Source organism: Paludisphaera borealis, assembly GCF_001956985.1.
Classification (GTDB): Bacteria; Planctomycetota; Planctomycetia; order Isosphaerales; family Isosphaeraceae; genus Paludisphaera; species Paludisphaera borealis.
The window spans coordinates 6,436,417-6,462,326 of sequence record NZ_CP019082.1; the positions used below are offsets into that span (position 1 = coordinate 6,436,417).

Annotated in this window: 19 protein-coding genes; 8 read left to right on the forward strand and 11 right to left on the reverse strand. The window is 64.4% G+C overall.

Annotated elements, in window-relative coordinates:
- Positions 1-86: 86 nt before the first annotated feature.
- From BSF38_RS24885 to BSF38_RS24915, 7 genes are all read right to left on the reverse strand, one after another.
- Positions 87-779: a Rad52/Rad22 family DNA repair protein gene (locus tag BSF38_RS24885; RefSeq protein WP_076349765.1), complete on the reverse strand. Its 693-nt coding sequence runs from the start codon at positions 777-779 to the stop codon at positions 87-89.
- A 233-nt stretch (positions 780-1,012) separates the two neighbouring features.
- Positions 1,013-1,312 carry a hypothetical protein gene (locus BSF38_RS24890; RefSeq protein ID WP_076349766.1) on the reverse strand — a complete coding sequence of 100 codons (300 nt, stop codon included), beginning with the start codon at positions 1,310-1,312 and terminating at the stop codon, positions 1,013-1,015.
- Positions 1,281-2,138, reverse strand: a complete 858-nt coding sequence (locus BSF38_RS24895) for a hypothetical protein (protein ID WP_076349767.1) — start codon at positions 2,136-2,138, stop codon at positions 1,281-1,283. The genes BSF38_RS24890 and BSF38_RS24895 overlap by 32 nt, the downstream gene beginning before the upstream one ends.
- A gap of 753 nt (positions 2,139-2,891) precedes the next feature.
- Positions 2,892-4,259, reverse strand: coding sequence for a hypothetical protein (locus BSF38_RS24900; protein ID WP_076349768.1), 1,368 nt, complete (start codon positions 4,257-4,259; stop codon positions 2,892-2,894).
- Positions 4,260-4,648: 389 nt separating this feature from the next.
- Positions 4,649-6,391: an apolipoprotein N-acyltransferase gene (gene lnt / locus BSF38_RS24905; RefSeq protein ID WP_168189455.1), complete on the reverse strand. Its 1,743-nt coding sequence runs from the start codon at positions 6,389-6,391 to the stop codon at positions 4,649-4,651.
- Between the two features lie 75 nt (positions 6,392-6,466).
- Positions 6,467-7,690, reverse strand: a complete 1,224-nt coding sequence (locus BSF38_RS24910; protein WP_076349770.1) for a molybdopterin molybdotransferase MoeA — start codon at positions 7,688-7,690, stop codon at positions 6,467-6,469.
- 52 nt (positions 7,691-7,742) lie between these two features.
- On the reverse strand, positions 7,743-8,321 hold the full coding sequence (locus tag BSF38_RS24915) for an anthranilate synthase component II (RefSeq protein ID WP_076351450.1): 579 nt from the start codon (positions 8,319-8,321) through the stop codon (positions 7,743-7,745).
- Between the two features lie 262 nt (positions 8,322-8,583).
- Here BSF38_RS24915 and BSF38_RS24920 point away from each other — a divergent pair, with 262 nt between their 5' ends.
- The 6 genes from BSF38_RS24920 (at position 8,584) to acnA (ending at position 18,612) form a co-directional block, all read left to right on the forward strand.
- Positions 8,584-9,003, forward strand: coding sequence for a hypothetical protein (locus tag BSF38_RS24920; protein WP_145952311.1), 420 nt, complete (start codon positions 8,584-8,586; stop codon positions 9,001-9,003).
- A gap of 601 nt (positions 9,004-9,604) precedes the next feature.
- Positions 9,605-10,531: an ABC transporter ATP-binding protein gene (locus BSF38_RS24925; protein ID WP_076349772.1), complete on the forward strand. Its 927-nt coding sequence runs from the start codon at positions 9,605-9,607 to the stop codon at positions 10,529-10,531.
- Between the two features lie 334 nt (positions 10,532-10,865).
- Entirely contained in the window at positions 10,866-13,292 is a 2,427-nt protein-coding gene (locus tag BSF38_RS24930; RefSeq protein WP_076349773.1) for a hypothetical protein, read from the forward strand.
- Complete coding sequence (locus BSF38_RS24935) at positions 13,289-14,764, forward strand: hypothetical protein (protein WP_076349774.1); 1,476 nt, start codon at positions 13,289-13,291, stop codon at positions 14,762-14,764. Before BSF38_RS24930 ends, BSF38_RS24935 begins: the two co-directional genes overlap by 4 nt.
- A gap of 154 nt (positions 14,765-14,918) precedes the next feature.
- Positions 14,919-15,767, forward strand: coding sequence for a menaquinone biosynthesis family protein (locus BSF38_RS24940; RefSeq protein WP_076349775.1), 849 nt, complete (start codon positions 14,919-14,921; stop codon positions 15,765-15,767).
- A gap of 127 nt (positions 15,768-15,894) precedes the next feature.
- Positions 15,895-18,612 carry an aconitate hydratase AcnA gene (gene acnA / locus BSF38_RS24945; protein ID WP_076349776.1) on the forward strand — a complete coding sequence of 906 codons (2,718 nt, stop codon included), beginning with the start codon at positions 15,895-15,897 and terminating at the stop codon, positions 18,610-18,612.
- A 112-nt stretch (positions 18,613-18,724) separates the two neighbouring features.
- Here acnA and BSF38_RS24950 read toward each other — a convergent pair whose 3' ends face one another.
- The 3 genes from BSF38_RS24950 to BSF38_RS24960 all read right to left on the reverse strand — a co-directional run bounded on the left by BSF38_RS24950 (position 18,725) and on the right by BSF38_RS24960 (position 22,118).
- A complete protein-coding gene (locus tag BSF38_RS24950; protein ID WP_076349777.1) occupies positions 18,725-19,990 on the reverse strand; it encodes a TlpA family protein disulfide reductase in 1,266 nt (421 codons plus the stop codon).
- Between the two features lie 209 nt (positions 19,991-20,199).
- Positions 20,200-21,030, reverse strand: a complete 831-nt coding sequence (locus BSF38_RS24955; protein WP_083713423.1) for a TIGR03067 domain-containing protein — start codon at positions 21,028-21,030, stop codon at positions 20,200-20,202.
- Between the two features lie 29 nt (positions 21,031-21,059).
- Positions 21,060-22,118: a DUF1559 domain-containing protein gene (locus BSF38_RS24960; RefSeq protein WP_076349779.1), complete on the reverse strand. Its 1,059-nt coding sequence runs from the start codon at positions 22,116-22,118 to the stop codon at positions 21,060-21,062.
- Between the two features lie 190 nt (positions 22,119-22,308).
- Between BSF38_RS24960 and BSF38_RS31540 the strand changes: the two genes are divergently transcribed.
- Entirely contained in the window at positions 22,309-22,470 is a 162-nt protein-coding gene (locus BSF38_RS31540; RefSeq protein ID WP_168189456.1) for a hypothetical protein, read from the forward strand.
- Between the two features lie 471 nt (positions 22,471-22,941).
- On the forward strand, positions 22,942-24,321 hold the full coding sequence (locus tag BSF38_RS24970) for a hypothetical protein (RefSeq protein ID WP_076349781.1): 1,380 nt from the start codon (positions 22,942-22,944) through the stop codon (positions 24,319-24,321).
- A 4-nt stretch (positions 24,322-24,325) separates the two neighbouring features.
- Here the strand turns inward: BSF38_RS24970 and BSF38_RS24975 are convergent, their stop codons facing one another.
- Entirely contained in the window at positions 24,326-25,783 is a 1,458-nt protein-coding gene (locus BSF38_RS24975; RefSeq protein WP_210405643.1) for a sulfatase family protein, read from the reverse strand.
- Positions 25,784-25,910 lie beyond the last annotated feature (127 nt).

The following is a 25,910-nucleotide window of genomic DNA, read 5'->3' on the forward strand; positions in this document are numbered from 1 at the left end:
CTTCCATACACTCTAGAGCGGCCTCCCAATCCCTACAAGAACACATCGACCGGACGCCGCGATCGGATTGAGGGACTTCGTCGAGACTACCGGTGCTGGGCGAACGCCGAAGCTTGGGGAACAAAGTCCAGCGAGCCCAGCCGGCGGACCGCTTCGGAATGGCCGCGATCGACCTGCTCACCGGTCCATTGCACCATGCGGGCGGGGAAATCCTGGCTCTTGCCCCAGTCACTGAGCGACTTCAGCAGCTCGCAGCCGAGCTTCTCGTCTCGTTCCTTCACCCAGGCGAACAGGGCCTTGCCGGTCTTCGGCGGCGTGCCGTTGACCACCTCCATCGCCGGCCTGGAGGGCGTGAGCGCCGGTTGCGGCTGCACGGCGTCGCTTGGCCGACGGGCGAGGGCTTCGCGGATCGAGGGAGGGACGCCGTCGCCGTAGAGATACCGGCCGACGCCGAACTTCACCGCCGCGCGCTTGAAGGCGTCGGAGAAGCCGCTTTTTTCAAAGTCGCTGGTGTCAAGCGTGGTGGTGAAGCCGCCGGCGTCGCACTTGGTCAGCGTGGTTCCGTCGGGCAGCCGCACGGTCAGCCGGCAGACGATCGCGTTCTCGATCGGCGTGTAGTCGTCCCACCAATTCACCGGCCCGAGCACCTCGTCGAGCCGATTCATCACCATGCGGGCCGTGATGTACTGAAAGTCGCGGCCGTTCTGGGACCGCGTACGGACCTCGTCGGTCGAGAACGGAGCGGCGAGGGCGGCGAAGATCTCGATGTGCTGAGACATGGCGGCCGTCTCTTTCCTGCAAGGCGGGAAGCACGCGCCTGACGAGTACCCGAGTCCTACCGGGCAAGTAGCGAATTGATCCTTTTCAGCTCCAGCGTCATCTTCCCTACAATCATTATATACGGATCACCTGTACAGGCCATGGGTGACTCGAAAAAAAGACGCCCGCCGGCGCGAGGTCGAGAACCAGCGCGCGGGCGGACGTTCTTGAGGATGGAGTCGGGTCGGGGATTTCAGGCGGTCGACGGCGAGAGCGGCGTCGGCGTGACATCCACGAGATGCGAGGCCAGGCTGACGGCGGTCGGCCGTTGGTCGGCGGCGGCGACCTTGACTTTGAACTCGTATCGCCCCAGCAGCAGGATCAACAGCAGGCAGCCGATCAGGATGGCGGCCAGCGAGATTCCCAGGAGCGCGACGTAAATGTCGCTCTTGGGAGCCTGGACGAGCACGCCTCGCTGTCGAGCCGGGGTCGACGAGCGGCTGGCGGACGAGGTGCTCGCCTTAGAGGCGCGGCTTGATCGTAGACGAGACAATGTCGCCCTCCTGTATCTTCTTGCCTTGGTAAGTGGTGCCCTTGACCTGAAGGACCGACTGGTTGGGATCGACCGACAAGACCTCGGCCTTGCCGATGTACTCCGGACGGGGCGAGGTCCGGAACAGGTATAACTCGTGGCCGGGGACCAGGCCGTCGTTCGAGCCGATCGTCGCCTCGAACTTCCGGTTGGTCGCTTCCACGCGCTTGACTTCGCCGACGACCGGGGGAGGGCTCTCGATCCCCTTGATCTGGCTGATGTCGTCGGACAGCCCCTGGGAGCGGAGGTACGTCGAGAACTTGGCGACCCGCTCGCGGAGGTCGGTGTTGTTCTTGGTGGCCGTTTCCATCGCGCGTTCCAGCTCGCGGATCTTGTCGTTCAACTCGGCCGTGTGCAGCTTGAACTCGTTGCCCTGTTTCTCGACGAGGGATTTCTGATCGCGGAGCTGGAGCGTCTCTTTCCGTCGCGCCTCGGCCTCTTCCAGGGCGGCCTTCGCGGTTTGCTGCGCGTCGGCAACCTGGGATTTGGCGGTCGTCGCCTGATTTACGGCCAGGGCGTTGGCGTCCTCAATCGCCTTGATCCGGTCGAGATGCTGCTTGGTCTTGGCCTCATAGCTCGCATTGGCCGCCTCCAGATCTTTCTGGGCGGCTTCGGTCTTTGCCGTCTGCTCCTTGAGCTTGACGGTGACGTCGTTGACCTTTTTGCGCTCGGCTTCGGTCGCGGTCTTCCAGTTCTTCGAGGTCGTGAAGACCACGGTCGAAATGGCGCTCAAAATGAGCGAAAAGGCCATGATGAAGAGGACGAGAATCTTTCCGACGGTAGTCATGGTCCCATCCTACCATTCAAAGTAAGACGGCCGGCCAACCACCCGCGCGACGATCGCCGCCGTGCGTCAATAACGGGCTTGGGCTGGACCGTGTAAATCCCGGAGATATGGCGGGACTCTCAGCAACGCCGGGCCGCTGAGTGTACATTGCCTCATTCAAATTTAACGCCGCGTCGCCCGGATCGACAAGCCCCCCACATCGCAATGTGGGAAACCCACCCGAGAAAGCAAGCTTCTCGTTCGCCGGCGCAGACTTGAACAAAATCTACCCCACGACTCACCGAAAGGCAAGCGGCGCAGACTGGAGATGCGAGGTAAGGTGCCTCCACGAACAACATCCCACTCCAAGTAGGGAGTCGAAGCGTTCGATTGAAGAGATTCACCACGGCGAACGCGGAGGAAATGGGACGGGAAGTGGAGTCGGCTTGCCTCTCACCTTCAAGGACGCCCCGTCCGACACGCATAATCGATGGAATCGCTATCACCCGTGTCCCCAACGTCCTCCGTGTTGAATCCTCTAGAGCGGTTTGCGTCTGGGTTGCGCACGTAGGGGCGTCCCTTGTGGGTGCCCGATCGGCGTCGGCGACTGCGGTGCCCCCCCGCAATTCGGGCGCCCACAAGGGACGCCCCTACAGTAATGCGGTCTTCCGGATAACCCGGCTGTGCGCAACGCAAAGGTGAACCGCTCTAGAGTGAGAGTCTGTCTCGTCCTCCAGTAGTGCGCGCGCTCGAACAACCTTGATGAAGCGATGCTCATCTCGGGTTGATGGCGACGTGTTGTTCCCGCCCTGGCGGGAGAGCGACGCCCTCGCCGCGTTGAATCCGACCTGAGACGTTTGACGTCGGCGCGCCAGCCGGCTCGGGCTCGGCGACGGATTGGCTTCGCTCGCTTTCGGCGGAATCGACGATCGGGCGCTGAACCTGTTGCAGCACACAGGTTTCCGCCTCGCGGACGGTGGCTTCGTTCGCGCGTTTTTGGGGGGTTCTCGACGGCCTTTCCCCCGCTTCGAGCAGCTTCGCCAGAAAGTCGGTCATCCCCTCGGCGACAAGGTTCTCGATCGGGTCGGACCGGTACGACGACGGGCGGGCGGCCGGCTTGCGGGGGGCCGGAGGATTGGCTTCCTTCGTCGCTTTTTTCGACGCGGCGCGGAGCTTCGCCAGCAGGTCGATGGTCCGGAGCAGCTCGCGGGTCCGGGCGGTCTGAAACCGACGGAGCCGCTCGAAGGCGTCGCTGGCCGAGAACGAGGCTTGCTCGGCCAGCTCGACCGCGTCGTCGCCCTCGATCTCCTCGATGTCCATGAGAAGGTCTTGAAGCCGCTCGACTTCACGCTCGGCGATGCTCAAGAGGAAAGCGACGGCCGCCTCGGGGGTTTCAGGACGGGGGACGATCTCGCGCCAGACTCGCCAGGCGCTGAACGCCGGGTCTTCATACGGCGTCATCTCCTGCATCTGGAGCCAGAACCGGGTGCCCCATTGCTCCTCGATCGTCTCCCAGGCCAGGAAGATCTCGTTCAGCTCGGGATCGTCGATCGCGGCCAAGGGCTGCTTGCCGAGCAGTCGGACGAATTTGAACTGGTCGAGGAAGGTCCAGTTCTCGTTGGAGATGATCAGGCAACGCATCTCGACCCAGCGGTCGAGCAGCCACTGAACCCCCTCGGGCGATTCTTCGAGCCGGGCGACGAAGGCCGACGGATCGTCCGACCAGGCCGGCCCGGAGATCGGCAACAACCGTTTCCCCGCCATGTAGAACAGCTTGCGGCCGTAATCACAGACCTTCTCGGTTCGCTTCGCCTTCGACCGCAGCATGGCCCTGCGCACATTTCGAGCCAGGAGCGCGGACTCGTGCCGCTCGGCTCGGTCGAGGGTCCAGGAGATCCGCGCGGCCCGGACGACCAGCTCGCGCTCGACGGCGTTAGTCGGCTGGTAATCGTCGATCCACTCCCGGATCTTGGCTTCCAGCTCGGCCGGGTCCTCGTGCGGCAGGACGGGATTGACGGTCGCGGCGCGCATTCCGTGCTTGAGGGCGTTGAGCCGCGATCGGGCCTTGCCCTCGTCGGTTTTCGGTCCGCAGCTTTTTTTGGCGTTCGCTCGGTTGGCCTGAAGCTGGGCGGTAGTCGACATGGGCGGGAATCTCCTCGGAGGGGGCGTCGTCGAACGGGCCTCTGAGGATAAGGATGTCGCCAGATGTCGCCTTTCAGAAAAGATTCCGGCTTATTCCGAAGATTCCGGTCGCGCGGGCGTGGCGAGCACCCTCCGAATGGAAGCCATCATGACGCCGAGGCGACACCCGACGTCATGAGATGGGAGGTTTTTCGCATGGCGTCACGACCGGGTCCGGTAGGGGCGCCCCTTGTGGGTGCCCGGTTCGTTTCACGCCGACCGCTCACGCTCGGCGATCGGGCACCCACAAGGGGCGCCCCTACGGCAAACCACAGACCGGAATTTTCATGGCCGACCGCGGAACGACCGCGATCCCCCATTTTCATGGGGATTCGCGGCGGTTCAACGAGTCAGGCTGCGGGAGCCGCGTTGGGCTTGGTCCTTCGTTTGTAGATCGCCCCGACCGGTGCCAGGCCGATGCAGACGGCCAGGCACGAGAGGCCCAGCCAGTCGCCCAACGACGAGTACATACCGACTCGGCCGTCGAGCGGGACGGTGACCTGGAGCACTCCCTCGGTGAGCCTCGGCAGCGTCTGCAAGATCCGACCGTTGCCGTCGATCAGCGCCGAGATCCCCGTGTTCACGGCCCTCGCCAGGGGGACGCGATTCTCGATCGTCCGGAAAACGCTGACCGCCAGGTGCATGTCGAGTTCGGCCGACCCGTGGAACCAGCCGTCGTTGGAAAGATCCACCAGCAGATCAGGCTGGCGGTCGCCGGGCGCGTCGGAGAAGAAGCGGCGGGTGAGGTGGGGGACGGTGTCTTCGAAGCAGATCCCGACGGCGATCCGGTACGCGCCCAGGTTGAGCAGGTTATACGCATCGCCGAAATTCAGGGTCGGGACGTAGCCGTTGCGATACGGCGTGAAAAACATCAGCCAGGGCATGCGTTCGAGGAACGGGATGTACTCGCCGAACGGGACGAGATGGATCTTGTTGTACATCTGCACGGTCCGCGACTGGGGCTCGACGAGGATCGCCGAATTGTACTTGTTGAATGAGTCCGGCTTGTGGTTGTAGACGATGCTGCCCACGAGCATCGGGGCAGCCACCGCGTCGGTCATCCCGTACACGTCCTCTGCGATGTCCTTTTGTTTCTCTCGCCAGAACTCGGGGGTGATGTTCTCGGAGATCATCCGGACCTGCTGTTTGAGTGTGTCAACGGAGGTCGCGGGGTCGATGGCGATGAAGCCGTAGGGGTACGAGGTCTCGGGCCAGACGATCAGGTCGGGCTTGGGCTCTCGGGCCGTCGCGCGCGTCGCCAAGGCCCGGAGCTTCTCCCGGATCTGGAACGGGTAGGCGTCGTTCTTTTCCGAGTCGTTCTTGTACTTCTGCTCGATGTTCGACTGGATCAGGGCGAGCCGCGGGCCGTCACGGAAATCGGCGGTCGAAAGCCGGTACGCGCCGTAGAGAATCGTCCCGCCGAGGCACGCGCCAAGGACCCAGAGGCGCGCCACCTGCTTGGGCCGCAGCCTGGCCCCCGCGGCGGACTTGTACAACAAGGGAAGCGACAGCAAATCGACGATCCAGGCGTTGACCAGCGCGATCAGAAAGCTGACGCCCAGCGCGCCGGCGACGTCGGCGATCTGGATCAGATGGAGCGAACGATACTGGGAGTGCCCGAGGTAATACCACGGGAACCCGCTCAAGAGATGAGCGCGGACGTGCTCCAGCCCGACCCAGAGGATTGGCGCGGCCAGCATCAGCGGCAGCCTGAGCCTGAGCACCGCCAGCCTGGCCAGCGCCAGAAAGCCCGGCCACCAGAACGAGAATGCGAAGGCCATCGCGAGCCAGGCGACCCAGGCGGTCGCGTCGGTCAGGCGGACCCATTGGAGGCTCAGGGTCCAGAAGACCAATCCGCCGACCCAGGCGCCGAGGTACAGCCTCAGCCGGGGCCCGCGCTCGACCACCAACTGGAACAACGGCGCGAGGGCGATCCACGCCAGCCAGCTCCACTCGATCGGCGGAAAAGCCGACCAGAGGAACAGGCCCGACGTGATCCCGGCGATCACCGGGTGTCGCGAGACCCGGTCGGTCAGGCTGATCCGAGGTCCCGGCCCGGTCGTCTCGACGTCGGCCTTCGGCGCATTCATCATGAAATCTTTCTCGCCCATCCTCGGCTCGCCGAACCGAGGCGTTCGGCCGTGCTCTGGAAAAGTCCTCGGCGTAGGTTAACGCAAGGGCAGGAAACCGACAATTTCACCTGCCTCGTACGTCTCCTTCACCTCGGGAAGGATCAGGAACCCGTCGGCGACAGCCGCCGAGAGCAGGTCGGCCGACCCGCTCCAGTCCAACGCCTCGACCCGGAGGGGCTCGCCCGGCACCAGGCTCTCTCGAAGAATCCGCGCCGGCAGATAGGTCGTCAGCGTATTGCGATGGCTCACGCGGGTCGCCAGACGAACCTCGATCCGATCGTCGTCCGCCGCCGCGCCGGCGAGGACGTGCAGCACGGGCCTCACGAACACGAGGAAGTTGACCAAGACGCTCAGCGGGTTGCCGGGCAGCCCGAAGACCAGCGGCCCCGGCCGATCTGCTCGCGGAGATCCCACGCCGAACCAGAGCGGCTTGCCGGGCTTGATGCGGATCTTGTGGAAGATCGGCCGGACGTTCAACGCTTCGAGCGTGTGCGGCACGAGATCCTTCTGCCCGGCGGAGACCCCGCCCATGACCAGCACGACGTCGAAGTCGAGCGCCGGGCGAAGCCCCTCTTTGAGCGCTTCGGGCTCGTCGCCCAGGATCGGCGAGGTCCAGGTCTCCGAGGTCAGGCCGTCGACGAACCCTCGGAGCATGACCGCGTTGGAGTTGCGAATCCGTCCCGGTCCAGGCGGCTGGCGGAAATCGACCAGCTCGTCGCCGGTCGGGATGATCGCGACCCTCGGCCGAGGGATGACGCGGACGCTTGCCGCCCCCACGGCCGCGAGAACGCCGAGCGTCGCGGGTGTGAGCCGGGTGCCGGAAGGGATCAGTCGATCGTCGGCCCGGTAAACCTTGCCCTGGGGCAGGCGGTTGAGGCCCGGCTTGATCTCGTGCTCCTCGATCTCGATCGTGTGGCCGATCCGTCGCGTCCGCTCGTGCATGATCACGGCGTCAGCGCCGGGGGGGAGGGGAGCGCCGGTGGTGATCGTCGCGGCTTCCCGGTCGCCCAGCGGACGTTGCGGAATCTGGCCGGCGAGGATCGTCTCGCCCAGTTCGAGCCGAAATGGCGGCCGAACCAGGTCGACGCTCCGCACGGCGTAGCCGTCGACGAGCGCCTTGTCGAACGGCGGCTGGTCGGCGTCGGCCACCACGTCCTGAGCGAGCGTCAGGCCGAGGGCCGATTCGAGATCGCAGTCGACCGCTCGCAAGGCTCGCGCTTGTTCGAGAACCCGAACGAGCGCTTCATTCATCGACAGCATGGCGAGGCTCCGACCTGGATTGACCGTGACGGGCGCTGGGGGCCGGCGGCCGTCAGGAGGCCGCGCTTTCGAGGAAGTTGCGCAGCAGCTTGATCCCCTCGATCGTCAAGAAGCTCTCGGGATGGTACTGGACCCCTTCGAGCGGGTACGTCTTGTGGCGGACGCCCATGATCTCGCCTTCCTCAGTCCGCGCTACGACCTCAAGCTCCTCGGGGAGCGTTCCCGGCTGGATGACAAGGCTGTGATAGCGGGTCGCCTGAAACGGATTGGCGAGCCCCCGGTAAATCCCCTTGCCGTCGTGGTGGATCAGCGAGGTCTTGCCGTGCATGATCCGATCGGCGCGGACGATCTGGGCACCGAAGACGTGCCCCACGCATTGATGTCCCAGGCAGACGCCGAGCATGGGGATGTGCGGTGCGAACCGCTCGACCACCTGGTTGGAGATTCCCGCTTCCCTGGGGGTGCAGGGGCCCGGCGAGATGATCAGGTGGGAGGGGTTTCGCGCGGCGATCTCGTCGAGAGTGATCCGATCGTTGCGGACGACTTCCAAGTCGACGCCGGGATCGATCTCGCCGAGCCGCTGGACCAGGTTGTACGTGAACGAATCGTAATTATCGATCAGCAGGATCATGACAGAACCTTCTGCCGCGCGGGTTGTTCCGGCGACGACCGCGTCGCGGACCACAGGATGAATGGATCGTAACGTTCGCGCCATGCGACTGGAAGAGAAACCGCTCGGATTCGCGGCCGTCGGTCCTGGCCCATGCTAGATTGGCGAGGAATCTCGGCTGAATCCAGCCGATCCGCGCGCTCGTCGAGGAGGACGCTCGTCCGTCATTCGAGGGGCCTGCTCGGGGGTTTCGACAAGGAGGATCGAGATGACCGCCGCGATCATGACGTTGGGATTGGTACTGGCCGCGGGCAGCGCCGGCGAATGCCCGAACCCCGCACGGTGCCCTCATCAAGGACACCATCACCATCATAATGGCTCGGGCGGATTCATCCTGCCGCCGGGCCCCGGCGACGGCTGGGGCTTTCCCAACGGCGACCCCAACGGCGCCGGATGGTACGACCCGGCCCCGTATCTGCCGCTGGGCGCCGACCGGACCTCGGATTATTTCTTCCCTCGCTACTACGCCGTTCCGCCTCAGCAGATGTTCCTGTCGACGTACTACAACGCCTATGAAAACAAGGGGCAGCGTTATCTGCCGTACACCGGGGCGGGAGGCGATCATCCGATGGGGGCCCCCCTCTGGACACCGCGATCACGCCCATGCAGCCTTACAGCACGCTCAACAATTCGCAGCCGGTGACCGCCGCGCCACTCCTCCGAGGCCGGGTCGAAGCGACGCCGCTGCCGGCTTCGGGCGGATCGGGCTTGACTCCTTGACGACGACGTTCCCCGGGGGCCCTCGCTGGAGCCCTCTTGACGTCCGGGTACTCTCAAGTCGGCCCCAACCCGCTTATCTGGAGCGTCTTGGGGCCGACGTGCTATTCCGGTCCTTGCCAAAGCCGACGCAGTATTTTACGATCGTTCATCCTGGAAAGCGCGGATCTGGACCTTGTGAAAGGTCGCCGTCGGGAAAAGGTTGCGAACCTTTTCGCCGAAAGAGCCGTAGCACCCCCAACGTACCGGCTCGTCAAATTCTTGAGATCGCCGTCCGGAGCTACCGCGAACCCGTCGCGGCGCGGCTCGGAGCGTCGTATCCAAGATCGATCCGCAAGCGTCCTCCGCAATTCCAGTCGAGCAACCAGTCCGAGTCGACAGCCGCAGTCCTTTTCCGCCTCATTCGCTATATCTGAAGTATTCGGCTGATCGCTCCCGACCTTGGCCTCGGCTGGCGCTGTTTCTTGAGCACTGATCCGCTCGCACCCGTTTTCGAGTTCCAACCTGAGTTGAGGCGCCACCCTACCATGAGTTCCGAAGTCATCATCGAGACGCGAAATCTGACCAAGGTCTATCGCGATTTTTGGGGACGCCCGAAGGTTCAGGCGCTCAAGGCTCTTGACCTTCAGGTGCATCGCGGCGAGATCTTCGGCCTGCTGGGGCCCAACGGCTCGGGCAAGACCACGACGATCAAGCTGCTGCTCGGGCTCGTCTTCCCGACTCAGGGAGACGCCCTGATCTTCAACGAGCCCACCTCGAACGTCGCCAAGAACGAGCGGATCGGCTACCTTCCCGAGGAATCGTATCTGTACAAGTTCCTCAACGCCGAGGAAACCCTGCACTTCTACGGCCGGCTGTTCAAGATGTCGTCGGCCGAGCGGCGCAAGCGGGTCGACCACCTGATCGACATGGTCGGCCTCACGTCGGCCAAGCACCGCCAGTTGCGCGAGTACTCCAAGGGCATGCAGCGCCGCATCGGCCTGGCCCAGGCGCTGATCAACAACCCCGAGTTGATCCTGCTCGACGAACCGACCTCCGGCCTCGACCCGATCGGCACCGCCGAGATCAAGGAGCTGATCCGCGACCTCCGCGAACAGGGCAAGACGATCGTCCTCTCGGGCCACCTCCTGGCCGACATGCAGGACATCTGCGACCGGATCGCCATCCTCCATCGCGGCGAGCTCAAGGAGCTGGGCAAGGTCACCGATCTGCTCACGGTCCAGGACGTCACCCAGATCAAGGCCAAGAACCTGCCGCCGAGCGCCCTGGAAGAGATCCGCGAGGTCATCGCCCGCCACGGCGTCGAGAACGTCACCATCGATCATCCGACGACGACCCTCGAAGAACTCTTCCTGCGGATCGTCCGCGAGAGCGAACTGCACCCGGGCCGCCGCAAAGTCGCCGCCGACGTGCGTCCCTTCGAAGAGCTGACGGGCTCGGCGCAAAAGTCCTGACGTCTCCCGGGCCGTTGCAACGCTCAACGCCTCGACGATGCATCGGATCCTCACTCCGGTGCCGTGGGGCGTCGCCGCGGCCCAGCTCCGTGGAAGTGGAATCGGTCGATCTCGCGACCGGCCGTCCGAAGCCGTCGCGAAAGGTCGATGAGGGCCTCGGCCCAATCCCTTCCACGATCGCCCTCGATGTGACAAGGCAATCATCTATTTCGTTTTCGTCATTCAACGGTTCGGCGCCGTGCGACGATCTCCGGCGACCGCCCCGCCCATCCCCGGAGACGCGGCCTGAAACTCCGGGCCGGCGACCGCCCCGCACCGAGGAGCTACTTCACCGATGTCCGCGTTTCTCTCATGGCCCATCATCTGGGCGCAGGCGGCCGCGGCCGCCCCGCCGCCCGAAATCTCCAAAGAGCTGCGCAACACGCTCTTCTGGTTCTTCCTCGCCGGCGAGCCGATGTTCTCGATCCCCGGCCTGCTGGGCGCGATGCTCACCTGGCTGAAGGCGATCAGCCTCCTCTCGCTGCTCGGCTGGCTCGGCTACTGGCTGTCGACCGCCGTCCGTGAGCGCGTCGTCGGCGTCGGCAAGTGGTTCGACTACTTCGGCGTCGCCGCGCTGGTCTTGATCCCCGCCACGGTGCTGGTCAAGGTCCTGGAGACCGAGAAGCGGATCACGGCGCACACCGTCGGCCCGATCCCCTTGACCTCGCTGCTTGGCTTCCTGGCCGTGGCCTGCGTCTTCGTTTGGGCGCTGATCGGAATCTGGGGGACCATCCGACGTCTCGGTCGGCCGAGCGACTATCTCGTCACCGCCGGCGTTCTGGCGGCCTTCGCCCTGGGCATCGGCGTCGGAATCGTCATGGAGCAGAACAGCTTCCTGCCGCAGATGATGGCGGGCGCGAAGTCCACCTGGCAAGACGGCGTCGTCTTCGGCGCCAGGTTGAGCATGACGTACATGGGTTACGTCGTGTTGCTTCGCGTCGGGCTGCTGTTCCTCGGCGAATTGCTGGCGGTCCGCGCCCGACGGCTCTACTCGATCGCTCGCGTCTGCCTCTACGAGGCCAACCGGAAGATGTGGGCCCCGTGGGTCGTCATCATCGTCTTCGGCCTGGTCCTGGCCTTCACGCACTGGTTCTTGCAGGCGCCCCGCCCGGCCGAAATGAGTCGGCTGTACGTGGGAACGCTGACGCTGCTCTGCTCGCTCTTGCTCACCTCGATGGTGACGATCCTCACGCCGATCAGCCTGCCGACCGACATCCAGCAGCAGACGATCTACACCGTCGTGACCAAACCGGTCCGCCGGCTTGAGATCATCTGGGGACGGATGATCGGCTACATGGCGCTGGTCACCGTGCTCGTCGTCGTCTTCGGCGGCGTCAGCTTGATTTACCTCTGGCGGACCGTGGGTTTGACCATCGACGCGACCGAGGCGGCGGCCGTCAAGGCCGAGAAAGAGAACCGCACCCGCGACCAGGCCCAGCTCAACGAACAAGCCCTTCAGCTCCGCTCGCGACTCCAGGCGCGGGTGCCGGTGATGGGCTCGCTGTCGTTCCTCGACTCGAAGGGGACGCCGCACGCGATGGGCATCGACGTCGGCCAGGAACAGTCGATGAAGGAGCCCCGCAGCCACATCGAAGGCGCGACCCCGGCGACGGCCATCTGGCGGTACGGCATCGTCCCCGACCCGTTCTCGCCGGTCAACCGGCCGGTGATGCTCGACCGTCGCATCCCCGTCGACGACTTCCTCCCCCGCGGCACGGTCGAGGGAGAGCTGAACCGGACTTTCGAAATCAACCAGCAGATCGCCGCGGCCGAGCAGGCGAAGAGCCAGCCCAACATCCCCCCCGCGGAGGTCAGCCGGCTCGACGGCGTCATCGCCCGCAACCGCGAGGAGCTCGAACGGGCCCAGCGCGAATACGAGGGGCTGAAGAAAAAGGCCGACGACCTTGATGCGGCGGGCAAGGCCGACGAGGCCACCGCGTTGCACGCGCCGCCGGTCACCCTCGAGATGAGCTTCAACGTCTACCGGACGACGAAGGGCCGGGTCGGCGAGCCGGTCTACGCCGAAATCCAGGTGTCGAACCCCAACACGGGGGCTGAGTACAGCGACATCTTCCCGATCAAGGAATATTACACCAACCGTGTGATCATCCCGGAGTCGTCGATCCTGGCCGGCTCGTTCGGCACGTTGAAGATCGAAGTCCACTGCATGAGCCCGACCCAGTACCTGGGGATGGCCGAGAGCGACCTCTACTTGCTGTCGAGCTCGGGGAGCTTCGGGTTGAATTACATGAAGGGGCTGCTCGGGATCTGGCTTCAGGCCATGATTCTGACGGCCATCGGCGTGTTCGCCGGCACCTTCCTGAGCTGGCCCGTGGCCTTGCTGACGACGATCGCCTTCTTCATCGCCGGCCAGCTCGCGTTCGGCTTCCTCGTCGATTTCACCAGGCAGGCGATCCTCGGCGGCGGCCCGTTCGAGTCGCTGATTCGGCTCGTCACGCACGACAACCAGATGTCGGAACTCGCGCCCACGGCCGGCGTGGTGGTCGCCAAGACGCTCGACTCGCTGGTCATGCCGGTGATGTCGATGCTGGTCTACGTCGTCCCCAACTTCCAGGCCCTCGACGTCAGTAACAGCGTGGCCGACGGCTTCGCGGTGAGCTGGAGCCTGATCATCGCGAACACCCTGCTCGCGCTGGCGTACGCCTTGCCGTTCTCGATCGCCGGATACTTCATCCTCAAGAATCGCGAGGTGGCCGCATGAGACCCTCCAACCAGACCAAGAAGATCATCTACGGACTGGTCATCGTCCTCATCTTCGGGTCGATGTATCCTTATACGAAGTGGCTCGACCAGGAGAAGAAGGACCGCGACCTCGGCGAGGCGGCGATCGGCCAGATCGACACCGGCAGCTTCATGATGAAGTTGTTCCTGCTCGGCGGCTTCCGCGGCATCGTCGCCAACTATCTCTGGATCCAGGCCGAAGACCACAAGAAGAACCACGACTGGGACCGCCTCAAGGCCACGGTCGACCTGATCACCAAGCTCCAGCCCCACTTCCTGTCGATCTGGACGTTCCAGGGGTGGAACCTCGCCTACAACGTCTCCGTCGAATGGGACGCGCCGGAAGACAAGTACGAGTGGATCAAGCAGGGGATCAAGTTCGTCCAGCAGGGGGTCGAGCACAACAAGCGGTCGCCCGACCTGATCTGGGACACCGCCTGGTTCTACTATCACAAGCTCGGCTTCGCCGACGAGGCGATCATCCTCCGCCGCCTCTTCCGTGACGACGAGGACGAGGCGTTCAAGACGTACATCGATCCGGAAACCAACGTGAAGGTCGTCAAGGGCGACAACTTCCAGCTCGGCTACGGCTGGTTCAGCCGGGCGATCGCCCTGGTCGATGAAGGCGGCACCCGCCTCAACAGCGGGACCGCCGACACCATCCAGTACATCGACCCGTCCCCGCAGCGGAAGGGAAGGGCCGACGACATCGCCTTCCGGTCGATGCCGTCGCACGCCCAGACGCACTACGCCGTCGCGTTGGAAAAGATGAGCATCGCCGGCGTCGAGGCCACCTTCGGCGAGGTCGCCAAGGCTGAATGGGCCCGGGCGCTTAGGCAATGGGAGACTTTCGGCCGGCACACCTTCCTGTCGCACAACGAGATCCCCCGCAACGGCAAGCTCGAGCGCGACAACGTCCAGCTCGACGACGCGACCAACCCCGAGAAGTACAAGACGCTCAACGAGAACGCCCAGTACTGGACCGACCGCTGGGCGAGCCAGATGAATTACCGGTACTGGAAAGAGCGTTGCCAGGCCGAGATGACCCAGCTCGGCGTCACGGCGCGGCAACTCTTCTACGAGGGCACGAAAGCCTACAAGACCGGCGACTTCGGCCAGGCCTCGACCAAGTTCAAGGAAGGCCTGGCGATCTGGAAGGACAACCTCAAGAACTATCCGGTCTATCGTGACGACGACCTCAACAAGAAGGACACCGGTCTGGTCGTCAAGCGATACGTCCGGGTACTCCGCCAGCTCGGAGAACCGGTTCCCGAGGACTTCCCGTTCAAGGAACTGCTCGCCGACGCCGAGGCCGACACGACGCTCGACCCGTTCGACGCCGTCGAGATGCTCGGCGTGGGGGGGGAAGCCGGCGGCAAGCCGCCTACGGCTCCGACGCGTCCGGCGGCGCCCAAGCCCGCCGCGGCTCCCGCGGCGAAAGCGGCCGACTAAGGTCCGCCCCGCGCTTTCCTACGCTTTCCCAGATTATCCATCCCGGCTCCAGACTCCGTCCTCGGGGTCTCGGAGCCGGTGCATTTCTCGACCCGGACGCCGCCCCGCGCCTGCATGGTGAAGCGTCCGAAGTTTTGTCCGAAAGAGGCCGACGATGAGTACTGGCGACGAGAAGATCATCCGGGTCGGACACAGCCCCGACTCCGACGACGCGTTCATGTTCTACGCCTTGACGCACGACCGGCTCGACACCGGCGGGCTCCGTTTCGTGCACCAGCTCGAAGACATCGAAACGCTCAACAAGCGCGCCCTCGCGGGTGAGCTGGAAGTTTCGGCGGTCAGCATCCATGCGTTCGCCTACCTGACCGACCGTTATGCGCTGCTGGCGTCGGGTGCCAGCATGGGAGAGCGGTACGGGCCGACCCTGGTCACCCGCGAGCCGGCGACCCTCGATCAGCTTAAGGGCCGGACGATCGCGATCCCGGGCAAGTTGACGTCGGCCTACCTGGCGCTCCAGCTTTGCCTGGGCAAGGACGTGCCGGTGGTCGTGATGCCGTTCGACGAGATCCTGCCGGCCGTGGCGAAGGGTGAGGTCGACGCCGGGCTCCTGATCCACGAAGGCCAGCTTTTCTACGGCGAGCGCGGGCTCCATTGCGTGCTCGACTTCGGCCAGTGGTGGTACGACCAGACGAAGCTTCCCTTGCCGCTGGGGGGCAACGTCGTCCGCCGCGACCTGGGCGACGCCCTCGTGCTGAAGATCGCCTCGCTGTTGAAGCAGAGCATCCAGTACGCGCTCGACCATCGCCAGGAGGCGCTCGAGTACGCGCTCACGTACGCCCGCGACCTCGACCCCGCCCTCGCCGACCGCTTCGTCGGCATGTACGTCAACCACCGGACGGTCGATTACGGGCCGGAAGGACGCGAGGCGGTCCGCCTCTTCCTGGACCGCGGCGCGAACTTGGGTTTAGTCCCGGGGCCGCTTGACATACAATTTGTGGGATGATCCCGAGAACGAGGCCGGACCGAGCCCCTGGGGCTCGGCTGGTCCCATTCGCCTCGTCCTCGCAATGACGCGATGGAGTCTCAGCCCGGATCGGCGTGAGACCCAGTTTGCTTGAAGGGACGGGGCGATGCCCAAGTCGTTCGGCGCATTGAGTGCGCTGTCCGTTGACGGCCAGACGTATCATTATTACCGCCTGGGCGCGCTCGCCGAGCAGGGGCTCGATGTGACGCTCCTGCCGTTCTCGTTGAAAGTCCTCCTGGAGAACCTGCTCCGCAACGAGGATGGGCTGACGGTCACGGCCGACGACGTCCGTGGCCTGGCGCAGTGGAAGCCGAAAGCCGATCCCGATCGCGAGATCGCCTTCCGGCCCAGCCGGGTCTTGCTCCAGGACTTCACCGGCGTCCCGGCCGTCGTCGACCTGGCGGCCATGCGCGACGCCATGAAGGCGCTCGGCGGCGACCCCAAGCGGATCAACCCGCTCCAGCCCGTCGAGCTGGTCATCGACCATTCGGTCCAGGTCGACGAGGCCGGCACGGCGCACGCCCTGTTCGCCAACGCCGAACTGGAGTTCACGCGCAACCGCGAGCGTTATGCGTTTCTCCGGTGGGGTCAGAACGGCTTCCGCAACTTCAAGGTCGTTCCGCCCGACACTGGGATCGTCCACCAGGTCAATCTCGAGTACCTGGCCCGCGTCGTGTTCGTCGCCGAGGGGACTCCCGAGGAAGGCGCACTCGCCTATCCAGACACCCTGGTGGGGACCGACTCGCACACGACGATGATCAACGGCCTGGGCGTGCTCGGCTGGGGCGTCGGCGGCATCGAGGCCGAGGCGGCGATGCTCGGCCAGCCGGTGTCGATGCTCGTCCCGCAGGTCGTCGGCTTCAAGCTGAGCGGGGCTCTGCCGGAAGGGGCGACGGCCACCGACCTGGTGCTGACCGTCACCCAGATGCTCCGCAAGAAGGGGGTCGTCGGCAAGTTCGTCGAGTTCTACGGGCAGGGGCTCGCCAGCCTGCCGCTGGCCGACCGCGCCACCATCGCCAACATGGCGCCCGAGTACGGCGCCACCTGCGGCATCTTCCCGGTCGACGTCGAGACGCTTCGCTACCTTCGCCTCTCGGGGCGTCCCGAAAGCGTCATCCGCCTCGTCGAGGAATACTACAAAGCGCAGGGGATGTTCCGCGACGCGTCGACGCCCGATCCGGTCTATTCCGACACGCTCTCGCTCGACCTCTCGACGGTCGAGCCGAGCATCGCCGGCCCGCGCAGGCCGCAGGACCGCGTTCGCCTGAAGGACGCCAAGTCGTCGTTCCAGACCGCCCTCAAGGAGCTGATCGCGGCTCATCCCGCCAAGGCCAAGCCGGCGAAGGACGTACCGGCTGACGGCCACGCGGCCGACGTCAAGAACGGCTCGGTGGTGATCGCCGCGATCACAAGCTGCACCAACACCTCGAACCCGTCGGTGATGCTCGCGGCGGGGCTGCTCGCCAAGAAGGCCGTCGAGCGCGGGCTGTCGACGAAGCCTTGGGTGAAAGCCAGCCTCGCGCCCGGCTCGAAGGTCGTCACCGATTACCTCGAACACGCGGGGCTCGACAAGTACCTCGACCAGCTTCGGTTCAACACGGTCGGTTACGGCTGCACCACCTGCATCGGCAACTCGGGACCGCTCCCGGTCGAGATCTCGGATACGATCCAGAAAGAAGACCTCGTGGCCGTCGCTGTTCTCAGCGGCAACCGCAACTTCGAGGGCCGCATCAACGCCGACGTCCGGGCCAACTACCTGGCCTCGCCTCCGCTGGTGGTCGCCTACGCGCTGGCGGGCACGATGGACGTCGACCTCGCCTCCGACCCGCTCGGCGTCGACCCCCAGGGCCAGCCGGTTTATCTCAAGGATATCTGGCCGACCCAGCACGAGATCCAGACGGCGGTTCTCGAATCGGTCAAGTCCGATATGTTCCACAAGCAGTACAGCGAGGTCTATCAGGGCGACGCCCAGTGGAACAGCCTGCCGATCCCGCAGGGCGACCTGTACGTCTGGGAGGACGACTCGACGTACGTCAAGAATCCGCCGTATTTCGAGGGGATGCAGGTCGCGCCCTCGCCGCTCAAGCCGCTTGCCGGGGCCCGCGTGCTGGCCGTGCTGGGCGACAGCATCACGACCGACCACATCTCGCCGGCCGGCTCGATCAAGGCCGATGGCCCCGCCGGCCGCTATCTGATCGAGCACGGCGTCAAGCCGTCCGATTTCAACTCGTACGGCTCGCGTCGCGGCAACCACGAGGTCATGGTGCGCGGCACGTTCGCCAACGTCCGCCTGCGGAACAAGCTCGCCCCCGGCACCGAAGGCGGATGGACGCGTTACTTGCCCACCGGCGAGGTGATGAGCATCTACGACGCCTCGGTGAAATACCAGGCCGAGGGGACGCCGCTGATCATCCTCGCGGGCAAGGAGTACGGCTCAGGCTCGTCGCGCGACTGGGCCGCCAAGGGCCCGCTCTTGCTCGGCGTCAAGGCCGTCGTCGCCGAGAGCTACGAGCGCATCCACCGGTCGAACCTGGTCGGCATGGGCATCCTGCCGCTTCAGTTCGAGGACGGGCAGAACGCCGAGAGCCTCGGGCTCACGGGTGAAGAGTTCTTCGGCGTCGAAAACCCCGACGAGGGCATCGCCCATCGCGTGGCGACCGCCCGCCGGCTGATCCTCGCCGCCACCCGAGCCGACGGCACGATCCTGCGGTTCCCCGTCCGGGTCCGCATCGACACCCCCCAGGAAGTCCGCTACTACGAGAACGGCGGCATCCTGCCGTACGTCCTCCGTCAGCTCCTCACCGGCGGCAAAGACGCTGAGTGAGTAAAGCGAAAAGCCAGACGCGCGACATCCGCCGCGCGTCTGGCTTTCCAAACCGATCGGGAACGGGATCACGGGCGGAAGGTCGAGAGTCGGTCTTCCGCCCTTGAATCCATCAGCGCGACGCGGTGCTGTTCTCCGACAGCAGTTTCTCGATCGTCTCGGTGAACTCCTTCTTGAGTTCCGTATTCAGCTCGGCGCTCGCCGGGCTGGCGAAGCCGGCGTGGATCTGCTTCACCAGGCCGTCGCGGCCGATGAAGAACGTGGCCGGCCAGGTGTTGAGGTTGACCGCCTGCGGCACCTTGGTCCACATCTCCAGCGGCGCCCCGGCGATCAGGTAGGGGTACTCGACGCCGTAGTGCTTCACGAACGCGCGAACGCGCTTGTAATTCTGCTCCTGTTGCTCGTTCTCCTCGAAATCGAGGGCGACGACCTCAAGGCCCTGGTCGCGATACTTCTTGTGCAGCTCGACGAGGTACTGGGCCTCGTCGTGGCAGTTCGGGCACCAGGTGCCGGTGACGACGGCGACCACGACCTTGCCCTTGAACTTCGCGTCCTCGCTCGAATAGACCTTGCCGTCGACGTCCGGAAACTGGAACTTGAACCGCTCGCTGGCGTTGCGGACGGTCGTGTGCTTGAGCGGGTCGGTCGGCTCGGGAAGCCCCTTCGCCCGCGCGTCGGCGGGACGGTACGCAACGTACTTGAGGTACGTCTTGTCGGTCTCGCCACTCTTGGTCAAAAACTTGGCGTAGGTGCTGTGCAGGGTCAGGTCCAGGGTGCCGTCCTTGGTGGGGACCAAGTCGAGGCGAAGGACCTTCGAGCCCGCGAACAGACTCAGGATGAACTTGCCGTCCTGATAACGCCCCTTGAGGCCGCCGGTGTCGCCGTCGATCCGGAGGATCGTGGCCGCGGCCTCGTCGCCCTTCTGATGAATGATCAATCGCCAGGCCTTTTCGCCTTTCGCGCTCTCGTGGGGAATCTCCCACTGGCCGTCGATCGAGGGAACGTCCTTCGCGGCCACGACGGGCTTGTTCGAGGGCCGCACCGCCGAGAACTCGTGAACGTAGCCTCCTTCGCGGCCGGCGTTCGAGTACGCGCCCTCGATCCGGCCGTCCTTGATCGTCCCTTTGAGCTTGCCGAGGAAGTGGTCGAACTTGAGGACGAACGTGTCGCCCTCGAGTTTCCCGCTCGTGGAGTGCACGGGTACGTCGCCGTCGAACAACGTCCCCTTGAAGTTCTCGCCTTCTCCCGAGAACTCGACCTTGAACGGCACGTCGACTTCGCCGATGGAGGACTTCGCCTCCCAGACGCCGTCGATGGTGCCTGCTTGAGCAACGGCCGAGGTCGCGACCACGGCCAACACGGACAACAGACGCTTCATCAGGTGAATTCCTTACATTAGGGACTCGTCGCTTCGACCATCCGGACTGCCTCGGATCCGAAGGGCGGTCCAAGCGGCGAAGTCCAGATTGCTGGAAAATCGATCGCCGTGAGGCGGAAGCCGGACACATCTATCGCGCCGGCGGCCAGGCCCGCCGGACGCCTCCATCTGCATCGTCGACCTGGTTTGGGGATGGCTTCGAGCACGATTCAAGACTTCACGCGGTGGTAGACCAGAAGCGTCCGTCCGCTGCCCGCCGGCGCGGAGAACGAGGTCGGCCGCGGCTTGCCGGGCTGGGCGAGAACCTCGGTATAGACGTCACCCTCGATCTTGTAGACGCCCAGGATCGACGCCGATGCGTCGCGGGCCGACTCGGGCGTCAGATCCACGGTCGCGGGCTTCGCGGCAGCGTCCCACGACTTGCGCCCCTTGACGGCGACCTCGAAGGTCGTGGTCGCGTCCTCGCCTTGGACCGTCCTCGAAGCGTGAACGGGTGTGGATTCGCCGTTAAATTCGACCTCGGTGAGTTCCCAGGTTCCTTCGATCGCCTTGGCGTCGTCGGCCGGAGCGGGTTTGGGCGACTCGCCCGTCCGCTTCCACACCGAGCGGCGATATCCCGAATTCGGCCGGGTGGCGAAGTCGGAGGGCCGAGGCGTTCCGGGACGCGCGAAGTTCTCCGTGATCACGTCGCCTTCGATCTTGTAGATTCCGGGCGAGGCCTTCCCCTCGTCGGGCGCCTCGATCCGGACCCAGTCGATGGTCCTGGGCTTACTGGCGGAATTCAGCTTCAGCTTGTGACGAATCGCCCCTCGCAGCGAACTGGTGTAGCCCTCGCTCTCATGGGACAGCTCGCCTCCTCGGTAGAGGGTCGTCTCCCCGTCGACTTCGGACCGGACCAGCGTCCAGGTTCCCTCGACCCCGGCGGGGACTTCGGCGGCGTGCGCCCGTTCGTACGACGTCCCGGCGATCAGCATCGTGGCCGTCGCGCCAGCCCATATCAGGCGGCGGACGCGGCTCGGCAAACGTTGGATGGAAGACATTGGCGGAACGCTCCTTGGTCAAAACGGGATCAGTAAGCGTCAGAGCTGACGACTTCGCCGCCGGCCTTCGTGGAGAGCGCCTGGTACACGCCGAATGACGTGCCGGGCTTGAGCGCGAACGTCGCGTAGGGGGGGCTCAGGATGGTCTGAACCACGTTGCTCGGAGCGTCCTGGTGGGTGCCGTCGAGGGGCCACGAATTGATCGAGTCCTTGACGAACCGCACCGAGCCGTCGCAGAAGGCGTAGTTCACCCCGCCGGGGTGGTTGCTCGACGCCGAGATCAGGAAGGTCGACTCAGGATAGTTGTAGTTCTTGTAGAGGTCGTCGACGTCGGTGCGCTTGGGGTTGGGCGGATACATCGTGTTCTGGATCGTGTCGCCGTAGTTGCCGGCCATCCACCAGTGGAATCCCGACTGGTCGGACTCGTTGAGCTTGCCGTACGCGCCCTCGCCGAACAGGAACGTGTTGCTCGTCCCGTCGCTGATGGAAGCGATCGACGTATTGCTGTAGAGGTGGATCACCCCCAGGGCGTTCGACTTGAAGGCCGGGTAGTTCGGCTCGGCGGCGGGGTCCGGACCGATCGGCGGGTTGGTCCAGGGTCCGCTTACGCCTCGATAACTGGTCCGGCCGACGAGGAAGTTCACGAAGGTCGGCGGATAGTTGATAGCCGGCGGGTCGCTGATCTTGGGATCGCTGGGGCAATAGAGAGCGGAGATCTTCGCGGCCAGAACCGTCGTATTGGCGGGCTCGGTGTATCGGACGAGGCTGTTGTACGCGTTGAATACGTTGCCTTGCTCGATGAACTGCGAGAGACCGACGAGCACCCCTTTCTCCCACGTCGTCTGCTGGCCGGCCCAGTTGAAATAACCGCCGATGGGCAGCGTGTTGTGAACGCTCAGATAGTTGTGGGACGCGAGCCCGAGCTGCTTGAGGTTGTTCGTGCACTGGGCTCGACGGGCCGCCTCGCGGGCCGACTGGACCGCGGGCAGCAAGAGCGCGATCAAGACGGCGATGATCGCGATCACCACCAGCAACTCGATCAGAGTGAAACCTCGATCGAGGGTCTTGCCTGAGTTGTACATCTTCATTCCTGACATCTCCTGATAAAGCGTGGGCCTTCACCGATGAGGGCGCGCAGAGCGAACCTCGATCCCGATCGGGACCGTCGTGCGTCGTTCGCGAAAACCATCGTCCGCCGCGCCCTGGCGCGAATCGGATCGTTATTTGCCGAATTTAGGATCCAGGAATTGCGCCGGCCGGGTCCGAGGACCGCGAGCCTTGCCGTTCGTCTTCGTCGCCGAAACCAACTTGGAAGCCGTCGGACCGGCTTCCGCGATCAAGGTCGGCGAATCAGCGGGCGCGACGCTTGTCGATGAGCCGCAGCCCATCAACAACAACAACACCAACCCCAGACCCAGCCCACGCGGAATGTCTTCATGACGCAAGAACCTCATGATCGATCACCTCTTTCGCATCCGCTCCACTTCGATTCCCGCTCCCGGCGCGTACGACGAAGCCAGTGAAACCCGCCCTCGTCTCGAAATGAAACACGGCGTCCTGTGTCAGGTCATTACTGCTTCGGCCGAATTCATATCAAACCTATAGGCGCAATAGAGAATGTCAAGCAACAAATTCTCGAATCGCTCGTTTTCTTGAGTCGGCATGAGTCGACGATGATCCTGGATACCCCATGCGGGCCTATCCGAACGAGCGATCGAGAAATCTTGAATCAGCGGGACGGCCGCTCTTGACACAATTCCTATTTTGTCGATAGACATTACCAATGATCAATGATTGGCTTCTTGTTCCGCGATGTCGTCTGGAACCGGCACTGAGATTTTCGAGACGCGTCCGAGCCTGGCCCCGGGGGCGTCCAAGGTCGAACGCCCTGGTTTGAGGAGATGCACAGCGATGATCGATATCGAGGTCAAGTGGACGCGACGGGCCTCGGCGATGGCGCGGGGAGGCGTGACGTTGGTTCTCGCCCAGGGACTGTTTCTGGTCTCGGCCGAGGCCCAGTTCATCCCGTTTCAGGACGATCCGATTCGCTACTACGTCGATCGCGCCGAGGACCCCGTGGCGAAGGTTCAGGCGCGGATCGAGCGCGGCGAGAAGCGGTTGGAGTTCGAGGGAGTCAACGGCTATCTCAAGTCGGTTCTTCGCGAGTTGGACGTGCCGTTGTCGTCGCAGGCTCTGGTGTATTCCAAGAGCAGCCTCCAGTTCCGCAAGGTGTCGCCGAAAACGCCTCGCGCCCTCTACTTCAACGACGACGTGTACGTCGGCTGGATCAACGGAGGCGAATTCCTGGAGATTGTGTCGTTCGACGCCAACCAGGGCGCGATCTTCTACACGCTCGATCAGACGCCCACGGCTTCACGGGGCTTCACGAAGGCCGAGCTCGACTGCATCCAGTGCCACGTCGGGGCGAGGACCCAGGGAGTTCCGGGCGTCCTGCTCCGGTCGATCGTCACGAATAGTAAGGGAAACCAGACGGCCGAGACGCGGCCCTACCTCACCGACCATCGCAGCCCGTTCGCCGAGCGCTGGGGAGGCTGGTACGTGACGGGGACGCACGGTCGGCAGACGCACCTGGGCAACCTCGTCGTCGACTCGGCCGACGGGGGGAAGGTCGACGCGACCGACGGCAACGTCGTCGACCTCGCGTCCCGGTTCCCCATCGCCTCGTATCCGACCCAACACAGCGACATCGTCGCACATCTGGTTCTGGATCATCAGGTGCAGTTGCACAATCTGATCACCGTCGCCAACTACCAAACCCGTCTGGCGTTGCACGCCGAAAAGGCGGCGGGACGCGGCGTCGACGCGATCTCGGCCGAGTCGCGAAAGAAGATCGAAGTACCGTCGGAGGAGTTGGTTCGCTACCTCCTGTTCGCGGGCGAAGCGCCGTTGACCGAGCCGGTCGTCGGCGACTCGGGTTTCACGCGGGAGTTCTCGGCGCGCGGTCCACGCGACGGCAAGGGACGCTCGCTCCGCGACTTCGATCTCACCCGAAGGATCTTCAAATATCCATGCAGCTACCTGATCTACACCGCCGCGTTCGATGCGTTGCCCAGGCCGGCGAAAGACTACGTCTATCGAAGGCTCTTCGAGGTGCTGACCAACGCCGATCAGGGGTCGGCGTTCGCCCATCTCTCGCCGGACGACCGGCGGGCCATCCTCGAAATCCTCGTCGCCACCAAGCCCGGAGTGCCGAAGGACTGGAGAGCCGCAGCTGACAAGCCGACGTCGGATCCAGTCAAATCCGTGGACTCGACTGGACCTCGACCCTGATCGCCTAATCGCTGCTTAGCGTGAGTTGCGGGAATTTCGCGGTCAGATCGAGCGTGTCGCCGGTCTCGGGCTGGAGGGCGGTCAATCGGCGGAACAAGCGGGCGATCCGATCTTTCTGAGCCGGGTCGTCCGAGAGGTCGTGCAGCTCGTCGGGATCGTCAGTGAGGTTGAACAGCAGGACTTTCGGCACTTCGGGGTAGAGCAAGAGCTTGTAGCCGTCCTGGGTGACGCTCCGCTGAAGGTTCATATAAGCGCCGTAGATCGCGTCGTAGTGGACGGACTCTTTGCCACGGACCAGCGGCAGCAGGCTCTTGAACTGGATCTCGGGCGGGACGGGGACGCCGGCCAGCTCCAGCGTGGTCGGCGCGACGTCTTGGAGGTAGATCGCGGCGTCGATCCGCTTGTCGGCGGCGAACTTCGGCCCGACCGCGATGAATGGCACGCGGACGCTATGGTCGAAGAGGTTCTGCTTGCCGACCAGGCCGTGATGGCCGACGGCCAGCCCGTGGTCGGCAGTGAAGAAGAGATACGTGTTCGCGGCCTCGGGACTCTTCTCGATCGCGTCGAGCACGCGGCCGATCTGCTCGTCGAGATGGGTGATGATCGCGTAATACTCCTGGCGGTGCACCTTCACGGCGTGCTCGGTTCGAGGAAACGGCGCGAGGGCCTCGTCGCGCGTCTCGGGCATGCAGCCGATCTCCTTCTTCCACGGATACTCGGGCAGGAAGCTCGCCGGCAGCTTGATGTTCTCCAACGGATAGCGGTCGATGAACGACTTGGGCGACTGCCTGGGATCGTGAGGCGCATTGAACGCGATGTACAGGAAGAACGGGTTCGGTCGCTTCTCCGCCGTCTTGAGGAAAGCCAACGCGTCGTCGGCCGCGACGGCGCTCCAGTGTCGGCCCCCTTCCCAGTAGCCGCCCAGCGATTCGTCCCACGCTTTCCAGGTGTCGGGCTGATCCTCGCGCGGCCGATCGTACGACTGAGCGACCGTCCTGGGCATCCCCCCCGGCCGATAGTGGGCGACCGTGTCGAAGATCGACTTCACAGGCAGCGGAACGTGCCATTTCCCGGTCATGTACGTGTCGTAGCCCGACGCCTTCATCCGCTCAGGCCAGAGGAGAACATTCTTCGCGTCCTTCTGGAACTGCTGGTCGAAGTCGCGGGCGTGCCACACATAGCGACCCGTCAGCAGCATGGTCCGGCTGGCCACGCAGATCGCTCCGTGGAAGCCGCCTTGGTTGTAGGCGTGAGTGAAGGTCGTGCCTCGCCGGACCATACGATCGAGGTTCGGCGTCTGAATCTCCGAGTTCCCGAGCGCATGAACCGCCGCATACGTCATGTCGTCGGCGTACAGGAAAACGATGTTCGGACGCTCTTCCCCCCACGCGAAAGCCGTCGCCACGAGCGAGAGCAGCAATATGGAAAGAGGGGAAACCATCCCCTTGAGACGATGAGCCATGACCATGAACCTTTCCGCGCCGGACGTTCGGGTTGCCCACGTAGGGGCGTCCCTTGTGGGCGCCCGATCGGCGTCGGCGACCGCGACGGCATTGGCGATTCGGGCGCCCACAAGGGACGCCCCTACA